Below are 15791 nucleotides of genomic sequence, written 5' to 3'. Positions count from 1 at the left end.
GTCAGCACAAACACTATCGCCGCCAAGCCAAACTCTACCAGCGCATCCGCACCCCAAGGCTGCCAATGATCCCGTTCAGATCATTGTCATCGACATCACTGCTGTAATCGGCACTGACATACAGACTCACCGCCGGCGTCACCCGCGCCACCAGGCCCAGGCCCAACTCAACGGTGGATGATTTGCGGCTGCTGCTGATCTTGTCGACCTGATCCAGCGTCACCGTGCTGCCGGTGTAGACCGTGTGCCAGAGGTTGGTGCGCACATAGGGTTCGACCGGCAAGCCATTCAAATCGTAACTGCCTTTCAACCGTGCACCGACGCGACCGCTCCACGCCGTCAGATCGGTGGAAGAAGCATTGCCCGAGCCGGCGTATGGCGTATCGAGGGTGATGCGTTGATTGATCAATTGCGCCTGCGGTTCGACCACCCAGTTGTCACTCAGGCCAATCGGAAAACCGCCTTCCACCGAGAAAGTCATTGCGCTGCCTTCGGTGGCTTGCCGCGCGCCTTGGCCGTTGCGACTGAAACCGCTGACCCGGCCGCCGCTGGCGGATAAATCCACGTGCCAGCCCTGGGCGCCGATCAGGCTGTAATAAGCGCCGAGGCTCTGGCCTTGCAGATTGAGCGTGTCACTGTTCGGATCGGCCAACGCGCGACTGGTGAGCACGCCGTTGCCATTGGCTTGAATCTGGTTGAGACCACCAATCAGGCCGATTTTCTGGGTATGGCTAGCACTTTGCAGAGTCAGCACGGCGGGGCCTTTGAAGTCGCCACTGCCGGGCATCGCGTAGCCTGACGACAGCACATCGGTCTGCGCCTGCCGGGCGCTTCTGCCGTACAGCTCATCCCAGGCCGACGGTGCGAGGTCTTCGGTAATCAGGCGTGTGCCTTGCAGATCGGGCCGTGGGCTGAAGCGTTGTGGCCCGGGGGTGATGACGGTGGTGGGCAACGTCATCACGGGCACATCCGCGCGATACCACGGGGTCGTTTCATCCGCCGCAGGGCCGGCCTGCGCCTCCATGGATGAGCACAGCAAGATAGAGCTCGACACTGTGCAGAAAGTGATTTTGATCTCGTGTGGGCTGATGGAAATTTTCATGGAGGTCTACCTTGCAGGCGCATGCATTCTCTCTGTGTGGCGTCTCTCCTACCCCGAACGAGGGGCGACCGAATGGAGCGGGGCGAACCGTGGCCGCTCGATTTCGCGAGTGTCCGAAGGCTCGTCCCGGGTAGTGATTCCGGGGGTAGTAAGGTAGAGATAAGAAGAGTCGCGCGCCCCCGTCAAGAAATTGAACGATGAGCGGTAGTGGTAAAACGGGCTTTGCAAGCGTTTGTTTTTCTGCACATAACTAAGTGGTTGTTTGCATGGATAAACGCAGCGAAAGCCCCGATCCAGAGGCATTCAGTTACCGACAGATGGTCTGCCGGTAATTTTTAACCGCCGAATGAGTTGCCCCATTCCGTCCTGTATTGCTGTCACTATTGCGGCTACAAGTGCACCTCTACAGCGAGCGGCAGATGATCCGACAGATGGGTCCACGGCTTGTTGCCGAGGATCTGTGGGTCATGGCTGCTGGCATTGCGCAGGTAGATCCGGTCCAGCCGCAGCAACGGAAAACGTGCCGGGTAAGTCTTGGCCGGGCGTCCGTGATGACGCTCGAAGGCTTCGTGCAGATAGTCGCGACGAGCGAGCGCGACATTGCCCTGCAACTGCCAGTCATTGAAATCGCCAGCGATGATTACCGGGGCGTCATCGGGCAGGGATTCGAGTAACTGGCAGAGCAGCTGCAACTGCAACTGCCGATGACTTTCCAGCAGACTCAAATGCACGCAGATCGCATGCACTTCGGCATGCCCCGGCACGTCCAGTACACAGTGCAGCAGACCCCGGCGTTCGGGGCCGGTGATCGAGACGTCGAGGTTGCGGTATTCACGGATCGGGTATTTCGACAGTAGGGCATTGCCATGGTGACCGTCGGGGTAGACGGCGTTGCGCCCGTAGGCGAAGTCGCTCCACATGCTGTCGGCGAGAAATTCGTATTGCGAGGTTTGCGGCCATTCGTTGTAACGGCTCGAATGCCGTTCGTGTTCTCCCACTACTTCCTGCAGAAACACCAGGTCAGCGGAGGTGCTGCGCACCGCTTCGCGCAGTTCCGGCAGGATGAATCGCCGATTGAGCGCGGTGAAGCCTTTGTGGGTGTTGACCGTCAACACCCGGAGACGATGGATGACGGGCGCGTCGACAACATGACGCTCGGGATCGCTGGACACGTTCACTCCTCTGGATTGCGGGCCGCTTATTCATGCGACTGATGGGGAGGGGCGGCAGTTCCTTCTGATCAATCCACAAAACCTTGTAGGAGTGAGCCTGCTCGCGATAGCGGTGGATCAATCAACATTTGCGTCAATGACACACCGCTATCGCGAGCAGGCTCACTCCTACAAAGAGCTCGGCAGTGTCGTAAAGATTCAGACGAAGACGATTTCGTAGGGCAAACGCATTCTTTCGAGAATCACCGGCGGCAGCATCGGCGCAATGCCGATCGCCGGTTCGCCCTTGAGCTGGCTGGCATAGGCGTGGGTCGCGTGGCTCTTGCGCGCCACGGTCCAGGTGTCGAGGCGCAATTTGCGCGCGCGTTCCCAAGGGATCAGTTGCTGGTCGCGCTCGGGCCAATGCCAGGCCCACACCGGTACATCATGAAAGGTCGCGCCGGCCTGTTCAGCCGCTTGCGCACTGGCCCGGCCCACCGCTTCATGGTCGTCGTTGCCATCACCGCGCCAGGTGCTGAACACCACGTCACCGGGGCGCAGGTAGCGGCTGATGAATTCGGTCACTTGTGCCTGCTGGTCGCACAGGGCGTTGTCGGTGAAGCCGCCGCGCACCCATTTCAGGCTGTGCATCGGCAGGCCGAGGCGGCGCAGGGCTTCGACGCTTTCCTGCGGGCGGAATACGCTCAGGCGCTTTTCCGACCACTGTCGCGAGCCCGGATGGCTGGCACTGCCATCGGTAATCGAGAGCAATTGCAGCGGATGACCTAGGCTGGAGAGCAATTGCAGCAGACCGCCGCAGGTGACCACTTCATCGCCCGGATGCGGCGCGATGACCACGGCGCGGGCACCGTCGGGCACCAGACTGCGGGTATTAATCACGGGGATGTTGTCCAGTTGCGCGGCGCTGTTCCAGATTTGCGTCGACGAACTGCTGTCGCTGAGGGTTAACGGTTTCATGATATGACGTCCTTGTGTTGACTCGCCCTCAGTCGTGCGCGTGACAGTGATTGCCCGACGCTACCGACCCGTGAAGGCTGGTTGATTGCCCTGCGACGCTCCGAACCCTGGATTGCCGCGCAGCAGAGTATTGCTCATGAAGCGAACTTCGTCGCGTCACAGATCAATCTGATCCGCTTTTTTTTGCTCTATCTGTGCCAGATTTCGCAGATAGTCACCAAAGCCACCGCGTGCACGGCTGTCGAAGCGAGCGCTGGTGAGCACTTGTGGGCGATGACTCCAGGCGATGTTGGCGCCATCCCGCTCCAGCTCCCGCACCAATTGCACATCTTCGTCGCATGCCAACGGTTTAAAGCCTCCGGCCCAGCGATAAGCATCGGCGCTGATGCCCAGATTGGCGCCGTGAATGTGCCGATGGCCATCGCAGGCCCGGTAATGCCGGTGGTAGCGGATTTGCGCCGCTGCATCGAACGACTCGTGCCAGCGCTCGACGGTGACGGTACCGCAGACGGCGTCCGCACCCAAGCCCAACTGCGCCACCAGCCAGTCGTCGGCCACGCGACTGTCGGCGTCCGAGCAGGATATCCAGCGCGCGCCGCGCTCCAGCAACAGCTGTGCACCGGCCGCCCGTGCCTGGCCGACGTTGCGCGCGTCGATGTGCAGGCTCAGCACCGGATAGCGACTGACAATCTGCGCCGAGCGATCGGTGCAACTGTCGAGCACCACCAGCACTTCGACGCGCTCGCCGGCCAGCAAGCCATGCCGGCTGGCGCGCACGGCCGCACTCAGGCATTCGTCGAGCAACTCTTCCTCGTTGTGCGCCGGGATCAGAATGCCGATCATCGCAAGCCCTCCAGTGCCGCCACCGAGCGCGGTTCGCGGCTCCACACCTCAAGAATGAAGTCCGCTTCCTGATGCAGAACCACTCGCGGCAGACGCAGTTTTTCGTGGATCAGGTCGTGCACCTGCCGCGCATTCAGCGGGCAGCCGTCGATGGGCGGACGCCAGTGACAGGCGAGGAACTGGCCGTCGGCAGTCAGGCAATCACTGGCTCGACGGATCACTTCTGTCAGATCCTGGCCGTCGAGGTAGTAGCCGATCTCGCTAAATACGATCAGGTCGAATTTTTCCTCCGGCCAGTCGCCGGGAAGACGGTTTTGCCGCACTTCGGCGTGATCGAAAAGACTCAAACGGGTGCGCGCCAACGTAACCGCCGCACCGGCGGTGTCGCAGGACAGCAAGCGATCACAACGCGCGGCGAGTTCGGCGCTCAACTCGCCGTTGGCGCAGCCCGGTTCGAAGATTGCCCGGTAGTGCGGACGCGGCAGGGCGGCGAGGGTGATCGCGCGTTTGCGCTGCTCGTACCAGCGCTCGCGGAAGGCCCAGGGGTCGTCGTTGCCGGCAAACAGACCGTCGAAATAGCGATCGTCGACACTCATAGAAACACCACTTCGAAGGGTTGCAGCAGGCGATCGAGCACATAGGGCGCGAGCACCGGGCCGAGTCCGGCGTCAGGATCGCCTTCCAGTTGACTGGCAAAGGCGTACACCGCGTGACGCTTGCGCGCGACTTGCGCCGGCGTCAGGAGAATCTTGCGTGCTCGTTGCCACGGTACGAAGGCGTCCTCCGGGGTTGCCCAGTGCCAGGTCCACACCGGCAATTCATGGCAAGTCGCACCGACGCGACGGGCAGCCTCGGCACTGGCGCGGCCGACGGCCTCGTGGTCGCAATGACCGTCCTCGCTCCAGGTGGTGAAGAGCACGTCGTCGGGACGCAGATGACGCGCGATGAAATCGACCAGTTCAGCTTCCTGATCGGCGACCTGCGTGTCGCTGAAACCGCCGCGCAGCCATTTCATACGATGCATCGGCAGACCGAGTCGGCGCAGCGCTTCGGCGGACTCTTGCGGCCGTACCACGCTCAAACGTTCAACCGGCCAAAGACTGGAACCGGGGTGACTCGCGCTGCCGTCTGTCACCGAGATTAGTTGAAGAGGTCGGCCAGCTTCGGCGAGCAATTGCAGCAGGCCGCCACAGCCAAGCACTTCGTCGTCCGGGTGTGGCGCGATAATCACTGCCCGTGCGCCCGGTGGCACCAGACTGAGGATGTCGATGCTGTCCAGTTCCGCCAGATGCCGCGAAGCCTGCCACTGATGCAGGCTCGTGCCCTGACCGACAATCGGGTTGGTTTTCATAACGTCCATGCCTCGCCGCTTTGTTCGGCAATCAACTGCCCGAGTGCCGCCAGATCACGTTCGGCATGACTCTGGCGCAAGAACACCGGCAGGTCGGCGCTGAGCCGGGCAAAGTGTCGATCCTTGCAAAACGGCCCGGCGCCGAGAGCGCGACCGACTTCACGCGTTACCTGTTCGGCAGACTGCTCGACCACCGCGCGGGCCCGACGAGCGAGCAATTCGGCGTTTTCTTCGGGATGGGCATCGATGTGCAGCGCGCTGAAACGCAGCACATCGGCGGCCGCCTGCAAGGCACTGTCGACCGCGCCGAGATGGGCGAGGGCGTGCGGTTCCGGGCGCTGACCACACTGCGCGCGCAACGCTTCTCCGATTTGCCGCGCGGCGCCGTACCAGCACGCGGCAATGCCGATCCCGCCTTGCCAGAAACCCGGGCGTTGCAGATAGTCGCCGGGATTGCCGATGGCCTGCGCTTCGGCGCCGTCGAACAGCACCTCCACGCTGCCAGTGGCGGCCATGCCCACCGCTTCCCAGCCTTGCTCCGTTACAGTCACGCCCGGTTGGTCGAGGGCAACGGCGACCAGTTGTTGCTGATCATCGGCATCCCACGCGGTGAGCAAGGCATGGCTGAGCACAGCGGCCCCGGAGCACCAAGCCTTGCGCCCGTGCAGCGCGACCATGTGCCCGGCCGGGCTGATCTTGACCCTCGCTTGCGGCGGTTCCGCTGCCCACATGCCCCAGGTGCTGCCCGGTGTCGGCGAGCCGCCCAGTTGTTCGATGATCGCCAGTGCGTCGGTGTGGCCTTCGAACAGTTTGCACAAACCGAGATCATGCCCGCCGACTTCCGCCAATTGCTGGAAACGTTCCAGCGTGTGGCCACTGCCCGGCAACGGCAAACGATCCAGCCCGGCTTCGACCAGCGCTCGCAGGCAATTGCCGAGCGCTACGGTGTGCGGATAATCCGCCGGACGCCGGGCGAGATAACGGTGCAGGTCCATATCAATCTTCTTCATCACGTTGCAGTTCGAACAGCAGCAACGAGCGGCCGGTCACCGAGTACTCGTGGCCGAAATCGAAGCGTTCCTGGCCACGGATCGACGGTTGATTGGTGTCGATCATGCAAGTCCAGAAACTGCCTTCCGGTACTTCCGGCAAGGTGAAATTGACGATGTCGTGATGGGCGTTGACCACCAGCAGCAATGTCGCATCCGCACCTTTGCGGCGAATCCCGGTTTCCTGCGCGCGACCGTCGAGCAACATGCCCAGGCAGCGATTGTGCGCATCGTGCCAATGCTCGGTGGTCATCTCGGTAGCGTCAGGTGCCAGCCAGGTGACGTCCTTGACGCCGATGTCCTCGTTGTACTCGCCGACCAGAAAACGTCCACGGCGCAGAATCGGATAGGTCAGGCGCAACTTGATCAGGCGTTTGACGAATTTCAGCAGTGCCTTGCCGTCCTCGCTCAGGTCCCAGTTGACCCAACCGATCTCACTGTCCTGGCAATAGGCGTTGTTGTTGCCGTCCTGGGTGCGGGCGAATTCGTCCCCGGCGACGATCATCGGCGTGCCTTGGGCAAGCAGCAGGGTGGCGAAGAAATTGCGCATCTGCCGATGGCGCAGGGCGTTGATCTCCGGGTCGTCGGTCGGACCTTCGACACCGTGGTTCCACGACAGGTTGTTGTTGCTGCCGTCCTGATTGTTCTCGTCGTTGGCTTCGTTGTGTTTGTCGTTGTACGAGACCAGGTCGTTGAGGGTGAAACCGTCGTGCGCGGTGATGAAGTTCACCGAGGAATACGGACGCCGCCCACGCTGGTTGAACATCTCACCGGAAGCGGTCATGCGGCTGGCGAAATCGGCGACCTGGCCGTCGTCTCCTTTCCAGAAGGCGCGCACGGTGTCGCGGAACTTGTCGTTCCACTCGACCCAGCCCGGCGGGAAGTTGCCGACCTGATAGCCGCCAGGGCCGCAGTCCCACGGCTCGGCGATCATCTTCACCTGACGCAGCACCGGATCCTGACGGCAAGCGACGAGGAAGCTGTGACGCTCATCGAAACCGTCGTGGTAGCGACCGAGAATGGTCGCCAGGTCGAAGCGGAAACCGTCGACGTGCATTTCGCTGGCCCAGTAACGCAGCGAGTCGGTGACCATTTGCAACACGCACGGGTGGCTCAGGTCGAGGGTGTTGCCGGTGCCGGAGTCGTTGATGTAGTAGCGCTTGTCGTCGGGCATCAAGCGGTAGTACGAAGCGTTGTCGATGCCACGCATCGACAGGGTCGGACCTTGCTCGTTGCCCTCGGCGGTGTGGTTGTAGACCACGTCGAGAATCACTTCGAGGTTAGCTTCGTGCAGGTGCGCGACCATCTCCTTGAACTCGGCAATCTTGCCGCTGGCCAGATAGCGCGGGTCCGGGGCGAAAAACGCAATGCTGTTGTAGCCCCAGTAATTGGTCATGCCTTTTTGCAGCAAGTGCTGGTCGTTGACGAAGGCATGGATCGGCAACAACTCGACGGTGGACACGCCGAGCTTGCGGATGTGTTCGAGGACATCGTCGACCATCAGCCCGGCAAAAGTGCCGCGCACGTTCTCCGGCACCGACGGGTGACGCATGCTGATGCCGCGCACGTGGGTTTCGTAAATGATGGTTTTGTCCCACGGCACGCTGACGCGGTGGTCATTGCCCCACGTGTGCGCCGGGTCGATGACTTTGCACTTGGGCACGAACGGCGCGCTGTCGCGTTCGTCGAAACTGAGGTCGGCGTCGGGGTGGCCGATGGTGTAGCCGAACAGTGCTTCTGACCATTTCAATTGGCCGACCAATTGCTTGGCGTACGGGTCGATGAGCAATTTGTTGTGGTTGAAGCGGTGACCGTTGGCCGGGTCGTACGGGCCGTAGACACGGTAACCGTAGATAAGCCCCGGGTGCGCATCAGGCAGGTAGCCGTGGTAGATCTCGTCGGTGTATTCCGGCAGTTCGATGCGTTCGAGTTCGACCTCGCCGGCATCGTCGAAGATGCACAGTTCGACTTTGGTGGCGTTGGCGGAAAACAGAGCAAAGTTCACCCCCAGACCATCCCAGGTCGCACCGAGCGGGAAGGGCAGACCTTCACGGATTCTCGACGGCTCGGCGTGCGCGGTGGGTTCGGCTTTCTTTGGACGGGTCATGATTGCTCCTGCAAAACGGGTAAATTCTGGGCTTACACATCCCCCTGTAGGAGTGAGCCTGCTCGCGATAGCGGTCTATCAGGCGACATCAATGTTGAATGTCAGATAGCTATCGCGAGCAGGCTCACTCCTACAGGGGGGTTTGTGTGTTTCTTGAGGACGAACGCGTCCTCGGTGGCGAGCGGACCCGCCACACGGTCATTCAATTCATATTTCCGGTGAGCGTCAGATCGCCGAAGGCTTTCGCGGCGCTTTAGGCTTTTTCTCGGCGGCTTTTTCGCCCGGGGGAATCACTTTGGCGGCGCTGGCCGGTTTGGCTTTGGCCGCAGGTTTCGGTTTGGCGGCCGGGGCCTTGGCCTCAGTGGCCTTGCCCGCGGTTTTGCTGCCAGCGGCTTTTGGCGGTTTCTTCGGTGCCAGCGCCTCAGCTTCAGCGAGCTTGCGTGCCATCTCCCAATGGCGCGCCTCCTGACCGTCAGGCTGGCCTTCCGATTCCCAGATTTGATAGGCGAATTCGCGGATGCGTTTATCGTCGGTACTCATCGCAATGCTCCTGAACTGAACTCATGCTTGTGTTAAGTGTTGGATAAAGAGATTGACCGGGACATCCCCCAGCGCGTCGCTGATATTCAGCTCCCTGTTTTTTGTGACTGCGCTGCTTGAAAAAAGTCCCTTCAGGTTTGTCGCAGAGGCGGCGAACGGTAAAACCACCCGCGTATCGCCCCAGCGCAGCGCATCGACCTGAGGTACAGCACCGTTTTCCAGCAGGGTTGCGCAACGGATCGGCACGATCACGATGGCCTGCTTGCCCTCGTGCTCGCGGGCAAACGCGAGCACGTTGTGCGCCTGACTGCCGAGCACTTCCAGGGCCTGGTAAGTGCCCCGGCGGAACAGCTCGGCATGCTCGACACGCAGGTTCAGCACCTCGGCGATCAAGGCTTGCTTGATGCGTCCGTCACGCCAGTTCGCCAGCAACTCCACAGGTGGCAATGGCGCCTGCAAGGCGTGCTCGCGAGCGGCGTAATCCACCGGCCGGCGATTGTCCGGATCGACCAGGCTGAAGTCCCAGAACTCATTGCCCTGATACAGATCCGGCACCCCCGGCACGGTCATACGCAGCAAGGTTTGCGCCAAACCATTGAGGGCGCCGGCAGCGGCGATGCTGTTGACGGTCTTGCTCAGCGCGGCGCGCAGCAGTTCGCCTTCTTCACCGGTGAGGAGTTTTTCGGTGAACGCCTGTGCGGCGTTTTCATAGCTTTCGTTAGGCGCGCTCCAACTGCTTTGCAGCTTGGCTTCGCGCAGGGCTTTCTGCTGCCATTGCCAGATACGTTTGGCGTAGTCGGCGAACCCGGCCTGATCGTCATCGCGCAGTTGCAGCGGCCAACTGCCGAGCAATGCTTGATAGAGGATCAGTTCATCGCCGCTCGACGGCATCTGCTCGTCAACCCGAACGGGACGGGCGAGGGCGCGCCACAATTCGATCTGCTCGGCGTACCAGTGACTGCGCTCGCTGAGCACAGCCAGCCGTGCGCGAGTGTCTTCGCCACGTTTGTGATCGTGGGTGGCAGTGGCCAGCAAGTTGTCGGGGAACGCGTCCAGCCGTTGCTGATTGACTGCATGAAAATCGCTGACCGGGGCGCTGAACTGCTCGGTGTTGTAGCCAACGTCATTACGCGCCAACAGTACCGCCGAGCGATACAGCGCGGTGTCTTCCACGGCTTTGGCGGCTGCCGGTGAGGTCAGTTGCTGAAAGCGTACGCAGGCGTGTTTGAGGATTTTGCGCGAGCGGCCGCGCGGTTTGCGCCGCCACGGTGTGCCACCGAGCCACGCAGCGACACAGTCGAGTACCGGCCAATCGGCTTCGCTCAGCGTTTGCCGCGCACCGTCCATGGCCTGCTGGAAAAACACCTCGTCCTGCGCCGAGCGGCCCATGGCGCTGATGTAAGTGCGATACACCGGGAAATGCACGATCAACGCCTGCAACACCCGGCGGATCGCGCCGAGGGTCAGGTCGCGGGTCATCAGGTCATCGCGGGCGACTTGCAGCAGCGCTTGGGCGACGCTTTCGCAGTCGCTCGCCAGCGAGCCGTTGAGAATCTGCTGACGCGCCAGTTGCGCTTCTTCGATAAACGCGGCCGAGCGTTCGGTGCGCCGTTGCCACAGATCACCGAGGACGTATTCGCCGTCCGGATCGTGTTGCAGCAACGAAAGCTGATTCATGAATTCGTAACCGGTGGTGCCGTCCACCGCCCAGTCGCGGTGCAGGGTTTCGCCGGCGCCGAGGATCTTCTCGACGTAGATCGGCAAATGCCTGCCCGGTGCCAGCAGGTCAACGCGGCGGCGCAGTTTGCGGCAGTAGCCGCGCGGGTCGGCGAGGCCGTCGATGTGGTCGATGCGCAAACCGTCGACCAAGCCTTCGGCGATCAACTGGAAGATTTTGCCGTGGGTGGCTTCGAACACCGCCGGACGTTCGACACGCAGGCCGCCGAGTTCGTTGATGTCGAAAAAACGCCGCCAGTTGATATCGTCCGCTGCGGTGCGCCAGCTCGCGAGGCGATAGCTCTGGCGCTCGAGCAACTGATGCAGCGCCTGGAAGCCTGCTTCGGTCGTTGAGTCGAAATGCTGCAGGTTGCTGTGAATCGCTTCAAGCGTCTGCGGATCGCTCGCCAGTTCGCGCAACTCTTCCTTCAGTGGCATCGCCAGCGAATGTGCATCGGTTTGATAACTGAGCGTGCTGAACCGGTCAGCGAGGGATTTCAGCGTCTCTTGGTGTTTGAGGATCTCACCGTAGTCACTGGGGCAGATCGGGAAGTGATGGTCGTAGTGCTCGACGTAAAAGCTGCCTGTTCGTTGATTGAAATGCAGCTTCAGCGTGCCTTCCTGCAAGGCCACACCGTAATCGCTGCCGAGAAACGGCAGCAGTAACTGGCCTTCCATCAACGGGTCCGGCGAATGCCACTGAATGTCGAAGAACTCGCCGTAAGGACTGAGTCGCCCCCATTCCAGCAGGTCGAGCCACCACGGGTTGTCGTTGCCACCGACGGCCATGTGATTGGAGACGATGTCGAGGATCAGCCCCATGTTGTGTTCGCGCAGGGTGCTGACCAAGCGCCGAAGCGCCGGCTCACCGCCGAGTTCCGGGTTGACCTGGGTCGGGTCGACCACGTCGTAGCCGTGCATCGAGCCCGCCCGCGCCGCGAGCAGCGGCGAGGCATAAATATGGCTGATGCCGAGCCGGGCGAAGTACGGCACCAATGGTACGGCTTGTTCGAGGGTAAAACCTTTATGAAATTGCAGGCGCAATGTCGCGCGCAGGGGCTGGATGAGCGCTTGATTCATTGGTCACGCTCGGCAGCCTGAAGACGCGCGCACGCGAGTAGTTCCAGGCGTCGCGCCGCATCCGCGCCGTCGAGCAGCGCCTCACTGGTGCCGGGCAAGCGCCGTGACCAGTTCGGATGGCTGTCGATAGTGCCCGGCAGATTCGCTTGCTCGTTGATGCCCAGCGCGTCTTCGAGTGGCAGCAGCACCAGCGGCGCGCGGGTGTGGCCGAGGAAACGCACCGCGGCATCGACCACTTGATCGGCCTCGTGGGATTCCTCGCGAAAATTCTGCGGGTCCTGACTCAAGGCACTGCGCAGGCCTTCACGTTCACGCTGACGATGCTGGCGCCATTCGATTTCACCGTTGGCATCGACAAATCCCAACCGCGCGTTCCAGTCGATGTCGCGGCCATGCCACCAACCGTTGAGCGTCGGCAGATCGTGGGTGCTGGTGGTCGCCAGTGCGTTGTCCGGCCAGTCGAGAATCGGTTTGAAATGGGTGTTGTCCTGCTCGAACAGCAACACGCGCATGCCGAGCATGGAGCGGGCGATGAGTTTCTCGCGCAGGCCGTCGGGCACGGTGCCGAGGTCTTCGCCAAGGACGATCGCCTGATGACGATGGGATTCGAGGGACAACAAGCGCAGCAAGTCATCGACCGGGTAATACAGGTACGCACCATCGGCCGGCGCGGCGCCATTGGGGATCACCCACAAACGTTGCAGGCCCATGACATGGTCGATGCGCAAACCACCGGCGTGGGCGAAGTTGGCGCGCAGCATGTCGATGAAGGCGCGAAAACCGTTGCGGATCAGGCCTTCCGGAGAGAACGCGGAAATGCCCCAGCCCTGACCCGAGCGATTGAGAATGTCCGGCGGCGCACCGACGGTGAGCGAGGCGAGCAGTTCATCTTGAAAACTCCAGGCCTGACTGCCAGCACCGTCGGCGCCCACTGCCAGGTCGGCGATCAGACCAATGCCCATGCCGGCGCTGCGTGCGGCGGTTTGCGCACGTTCCAGGCAACGGTGGATCAGCCATTGGCAAAACGCGAAATAGCCGATGCGCTCGGCGTACTCCTCGGCAAAGGCCTCCAGCGCCGCGCCGCGTGGGTCGTGCCAGTGTTCCGGCCATTGCCGCCAGTCGAGGTTTTCACCTCGGGCGGCGCGCATTTCCTGAATCGCTTCGAAACGGCAGTGATTTTCCAGTGCTTCGCCGCCGGCGTGGCGGAAACTGGCGAAATCCGGGTGCAACGGATGGTCACCAGCAATGAAACCTTCGTACAACGCTTGCAGGAGCTTTTGCTTGGCGTCGGCGGCGCTCGGCCAGTCGATCAGTGTCAGGTCTTCCAGTTGCGCGAACTGCTCGGCCAGGCCGGCCGCGTCGATCGCATCACGCAAGGCGCGCTCACCGAGAATGGCCCCGGGTGCGGCGTAAAGAGAGTTGAGGAACAACCGACTGGATGGCGAATAAGGGCTGTAGCGCCCGGTATCGGCGCTGAACATGGCGTGCAGCGGGCTGATCGCCAAGGCATCGGCGCCGCGCTCACCAGCCACGCGGACCAGGTCTTCCAGTGCTTGAGTGTCGCCGAAGCCGCCGTCGCCGGCGCGGCGCAAGGCATACAGTTGCGCACTCAGCCCCCAGACGCGGGGAATCGGATTATCCACCGCATCGCCGACGCTGAAGCAGCGCTCCGGCGCCACGGCCAGGGTGAAATACTGGTCGCTGATGTGCACCTGTTGATAGCCGACCGGGATCAGCCCCGGCAGTATCGCCTCGGAATCGAGTTTCAGGTTCAGCCGCGAGCCGTCTTCAAGGTGGATTTCACACGGCGTTTGCGGAGCGAAATAACGCGCCAGATCAACGCCGACACCGACATCGGCGGTCAACAGCGGCGGCAAGTGGCGGTCCTGTTGCACGGCTTGCAGTTCCAGCAGGCTGGCGTCGATTTCCTGCGCGGTGCTGGCCGGGTGGCCGAGTCCGATCAGGACATTGCGCAGCACCGCCGGGGCGACTTTCTGCGGGCGGCCGTTGGCGTCGATCCAGTCGACGGCGAGGCCGGCTCGGCTGGCGAGAATTTCCAGTTGCGCATCGCTCATAGGCGCTCTCCATTCAGAGGTTGCAAAGGGGTTGCGGCCGTGAGGCTGACAAGCGCGCAATACGCGGGCAGTACGCCCGATTCCGATAGATCGACGCTGGGTGGCTGTTGAAACAACCACACGGCCTCGGTCTGTGGAGGGTTGACCACTGGCGTGTCGCTGAGGTTCAGGTCAATTCGCAGCTCGCTGCCATTGCCCAGACGCCAGCGCGCACTGACCGCGCCATAACCGAGCATATGCGCACCGAGCGCTTGGGTGCCGGACAGATGGGGAATGATGTATTGATGGCGAAATTGCAGGAGCTTTTGATACAGCGCGAGGGTTTCCTGCTGTTTTTCGCTGCCATGGCCGATCAACCTTGGCTGTGAGGCGTGGAAGGTTTTTTCAGCATTCGGGTCAGGAATCTGCTCGCGCTTGCGCGGATCGGTGAAGGCGCTGAACGCGGCGAATTCATTGCGTCGACCCTCGCGCACCAGTTTCGCCAGTTCGCCGTGGTGACTGGTGAAAAACAGGAATGGCTGCTCGGCGGCGAACTCGTCGCCCATGAACATCAGCGGAATCATCGGTGACAGCAGCAACAACACGGTCGCTGCCTGCACGGCACGCGGATCGGCCAGGTGATGCAGGCGTTCGCCGAACGCGCGGTTGCCGATCTGATCGTGGTTTTGCAGGAACAGCACGAACGCGGTGGAGGGCAGATGTTCGCTGGGCTCGCCGCGCGGTTCGCCGTGACGGGTGATGTGCCCCTGGAAAACAAAACCCTGACTGAGGCAGCGCACCAGTTGTTCGGTGGGTTGCGCGGCGTAGTCGGCGTAATAGGCGTCGGTTTCGCCAGTGAGCAAGACGTGCAAGGCGTTGTGGCCGTCGTCGTTCCACTGCGCGTCGTAGTCGTATTCGAGCAGGCTCGACTGGTTCAGTTCGTTTTCCACGGTCAGCCAGACATGCCGGCTCGGGTCAATCTGCGCGCGGACACGCTGGGCCATTTCCGTGAGGAAGTCCGGGTCTTCGATGGCATGCACCGCATCCAGGCGCAGACCGTCGAAGCGATATTCAAGCAACCACATCAGGGCGTTTTCAATAAAGAATTCGCGAACTTCGCTGCGGCGAAAATCGATCGCCGCGCCCCATGGCGTGTGTTTGTCCTCGCGGAAAAAGCCTTTGGCGTAACGATGCAGGTAATTGCCGTCGGGACCGAAGTGGTTGTAGACCACATCAAGAATGACCGCCAAACCGTGGCCGTGGGCACTGTCGATCAGGTGTTTGAGTTGTTCCGGGGTGCCGTAGGAAGCTTGCGGTGCGTAGGGCAAAACACCGTCGTAACCCCAATTGCGATCGCCTGGAAACTGCGCCAGCGGCATCAGTTCGATGGCGGTGATGCCCAGGCCCGCGAGGCGCGCCAGATGTTGTTCGACTTCAGCGAAACCGCCGAGCGCACCGACGTGCAACTCGTAGATCACCGCTTCGCTCCACGGCCGACCTTGCCAGGCAGTGTGGCGCCATTGATAAGCCAGCGGATCGACCACCACGCTGTGGCGGTCGAGGTCGCCATCCTGTGCTCTGGAGGCCGGGTCGGGCACTTCCAGTTCGCCGTCGATGTTGTAGCGGTAACGCGTGCCCGCCGGGCAGCGAGTCTTGATCACAAACCAGCCGTCTGCCTGAGACAGCATCGGCAGCGACTGGCCATTTTCAAGCTCGACACTGACGTAAAACGCATCGGGTGCCCACAGCGCGAACTGTGTGTGTTCGGCGTCCAGCATGATCGCGCCGTGGGGCCAGGTTTCAGTAGACCGTAACGGCAT

The 15791-nt window shown here is 61.8% G+C and carries 12 protein-coding genes; all 12 read right to left on the bottom strand.

The window, feature by feature from the left end:
• Nucleotides 1–34: 34 nt before the first annotated feature.
• A complete protein-coding gene (locus ACOYXE_RS08560; RefSeq protein ID WP_460928703.1) occupies nt 35–1102 on the bottom strand; it encodes an autotransporter domain-containing protein in 1068 nt (355 codons plus the stop codon).
• Nucleotides 1103–1491: 389 nt separating this feature from the next.
• Nucleotides 1492–2274 (bottom strand): endonuclease/exonuclease/phosphatase family protein, encoded by a 783-nt coding sequence (locus ACOYXE_RS08555; RefSeq protein ID WP_122661320.1) that lies wholly within the window; start codon nt 2272–2274, stop codon nt 1492–1494.
• A gap of 198 nt (nt 2275–2472) precedes the next feature.
• Nucleotides 2473–3231, bottom strand: coding sequence for a PIG-L deacetylase family protein (locus ACOYXE_RS08550; protein ID WP_160057707.1), 759 nt, complete (start codon nt 3229–3231; stop codon nt 2473–2475).
• A gap of 156 nt (nt 3232–3387) precedes the next feature.
• Nucleotides 3388–4074 (bottom strand): glycosyltransferase family 2 protein, encoded by a 687-nt coding sequence (locus tag ACOYXE_RS08545; protein ID WP_160057708.1) that lies wholly within the window; start codon nt 4072–4074, stop codon nt 3388–3390.
• Complete coding sequence (locus tag ACOYXE_RS08540; RefSeq protein WP_160057709.1) at nt 4071–4670, bottom strand: SAM-dependent methyltransferase; 600 nt, start codon at nt 4668–4670, stop codon at nt 4071–4073. Before ACOYXE_RS08540 ends, ACOYXE_RS08545 begins: the two co-directional genes overlap by 4 nt.
• On the bottom strand, nt 4667–5425 hold the full coding sequence (locus ACOYXE_RS08535; protein WP_460929798.1) for a PIG-L deacetylase family protein: 759 nt from the start codon (nt 5423–5425) through the stop codon (nt 4667–4669). The genes ACOYXE_RS08540 and ACOYXE_RS08535 overlap by 4 nt, the downstream gene beginning before the upstream one ends.
• Entirely contained in the window at nt 5422–6420 is a 999-nt protein-coding gene (locus tag ACOYXE_RS08530) for an acyl-CoA dehydrogenase (RefSeq protein ID WP_460929797.1), read from the bottom strand. The genes ACOYXE_RS08535 and ACOYXE_RS08530 overlap by 4 nt, the downstream gene beginning before the upstream one ends.
• A gap of 1 nt (nt 6421) precedes the next feature.
• Nucleotides 6422–8581, bottom strand: coding sequence for a glycogen debranching protein GlgX (gene glgX, locus ACOYXE_RS08525; protein ID WP_460928700.1), 2160 nt, complete (start codon nt 8579–8581; stop codon nt 6422–6424).
• A 225-nt stretch (nt 8582–8806) separates the two neighbouring features.
• Complete coding sequence (locus ACOYXE_RS08520) at nt 8807–9121, bottom strand: DUF2934 domain-containing protein (RefSeq protein WP_160057711.1); 315 nt, start codon at nt 9119–9121, stop codon at nt 8807–8809.
• Nucleotides 9122–9142: 21 nt separating this feature from the next.
• Nucleotides 9143–11917, bottom strand: coding sequence for a malto-oligosyltrehalose synthase (locus ACOYXE_RS08515; RefSeq protein ID WP_460928697.1), 2775 nt, complete (start codon nt 11915–11917; stop codon nt 9143–9145).
• Nucleotides 11914–13992 (bottom strand): 4-alpha-glucanotransferase, encoded by a 2079-nt coding sequence (gene malQ, locus ACOYXE_RS08510; RefSeq protein ID WP_160057713.1) that lies wholly within the window; start codon nt 13990–13992, stop codon nt 11914–11916. The genes ACOYXE_RS08515 and malQ overlap by 4 nt, the downstream gene beginning before the upstream one ends.
• Complete coding sequence (gene treZ, locus ACOYXE_RS08505; protein ID WP_460928695.1) at nt 13989–15791, bottom strand: malto-oligosyltrehalose trehalohydrolase; 1803 nt, start codon at nt 15789–15791, stop codon at nt 13989–13991. Before treZ ends, malQ begins: the two co-directional genes overlap by 4 nt.

It is taken from the genome of Pseudomonas sp. MC6 (assembly GCF_054790575.1).
The sequence above is the reverse complement of the archived record's forward strand: the minus strand, read 5'-3'. Positions and strand labels throughout refer to the sequence as shown.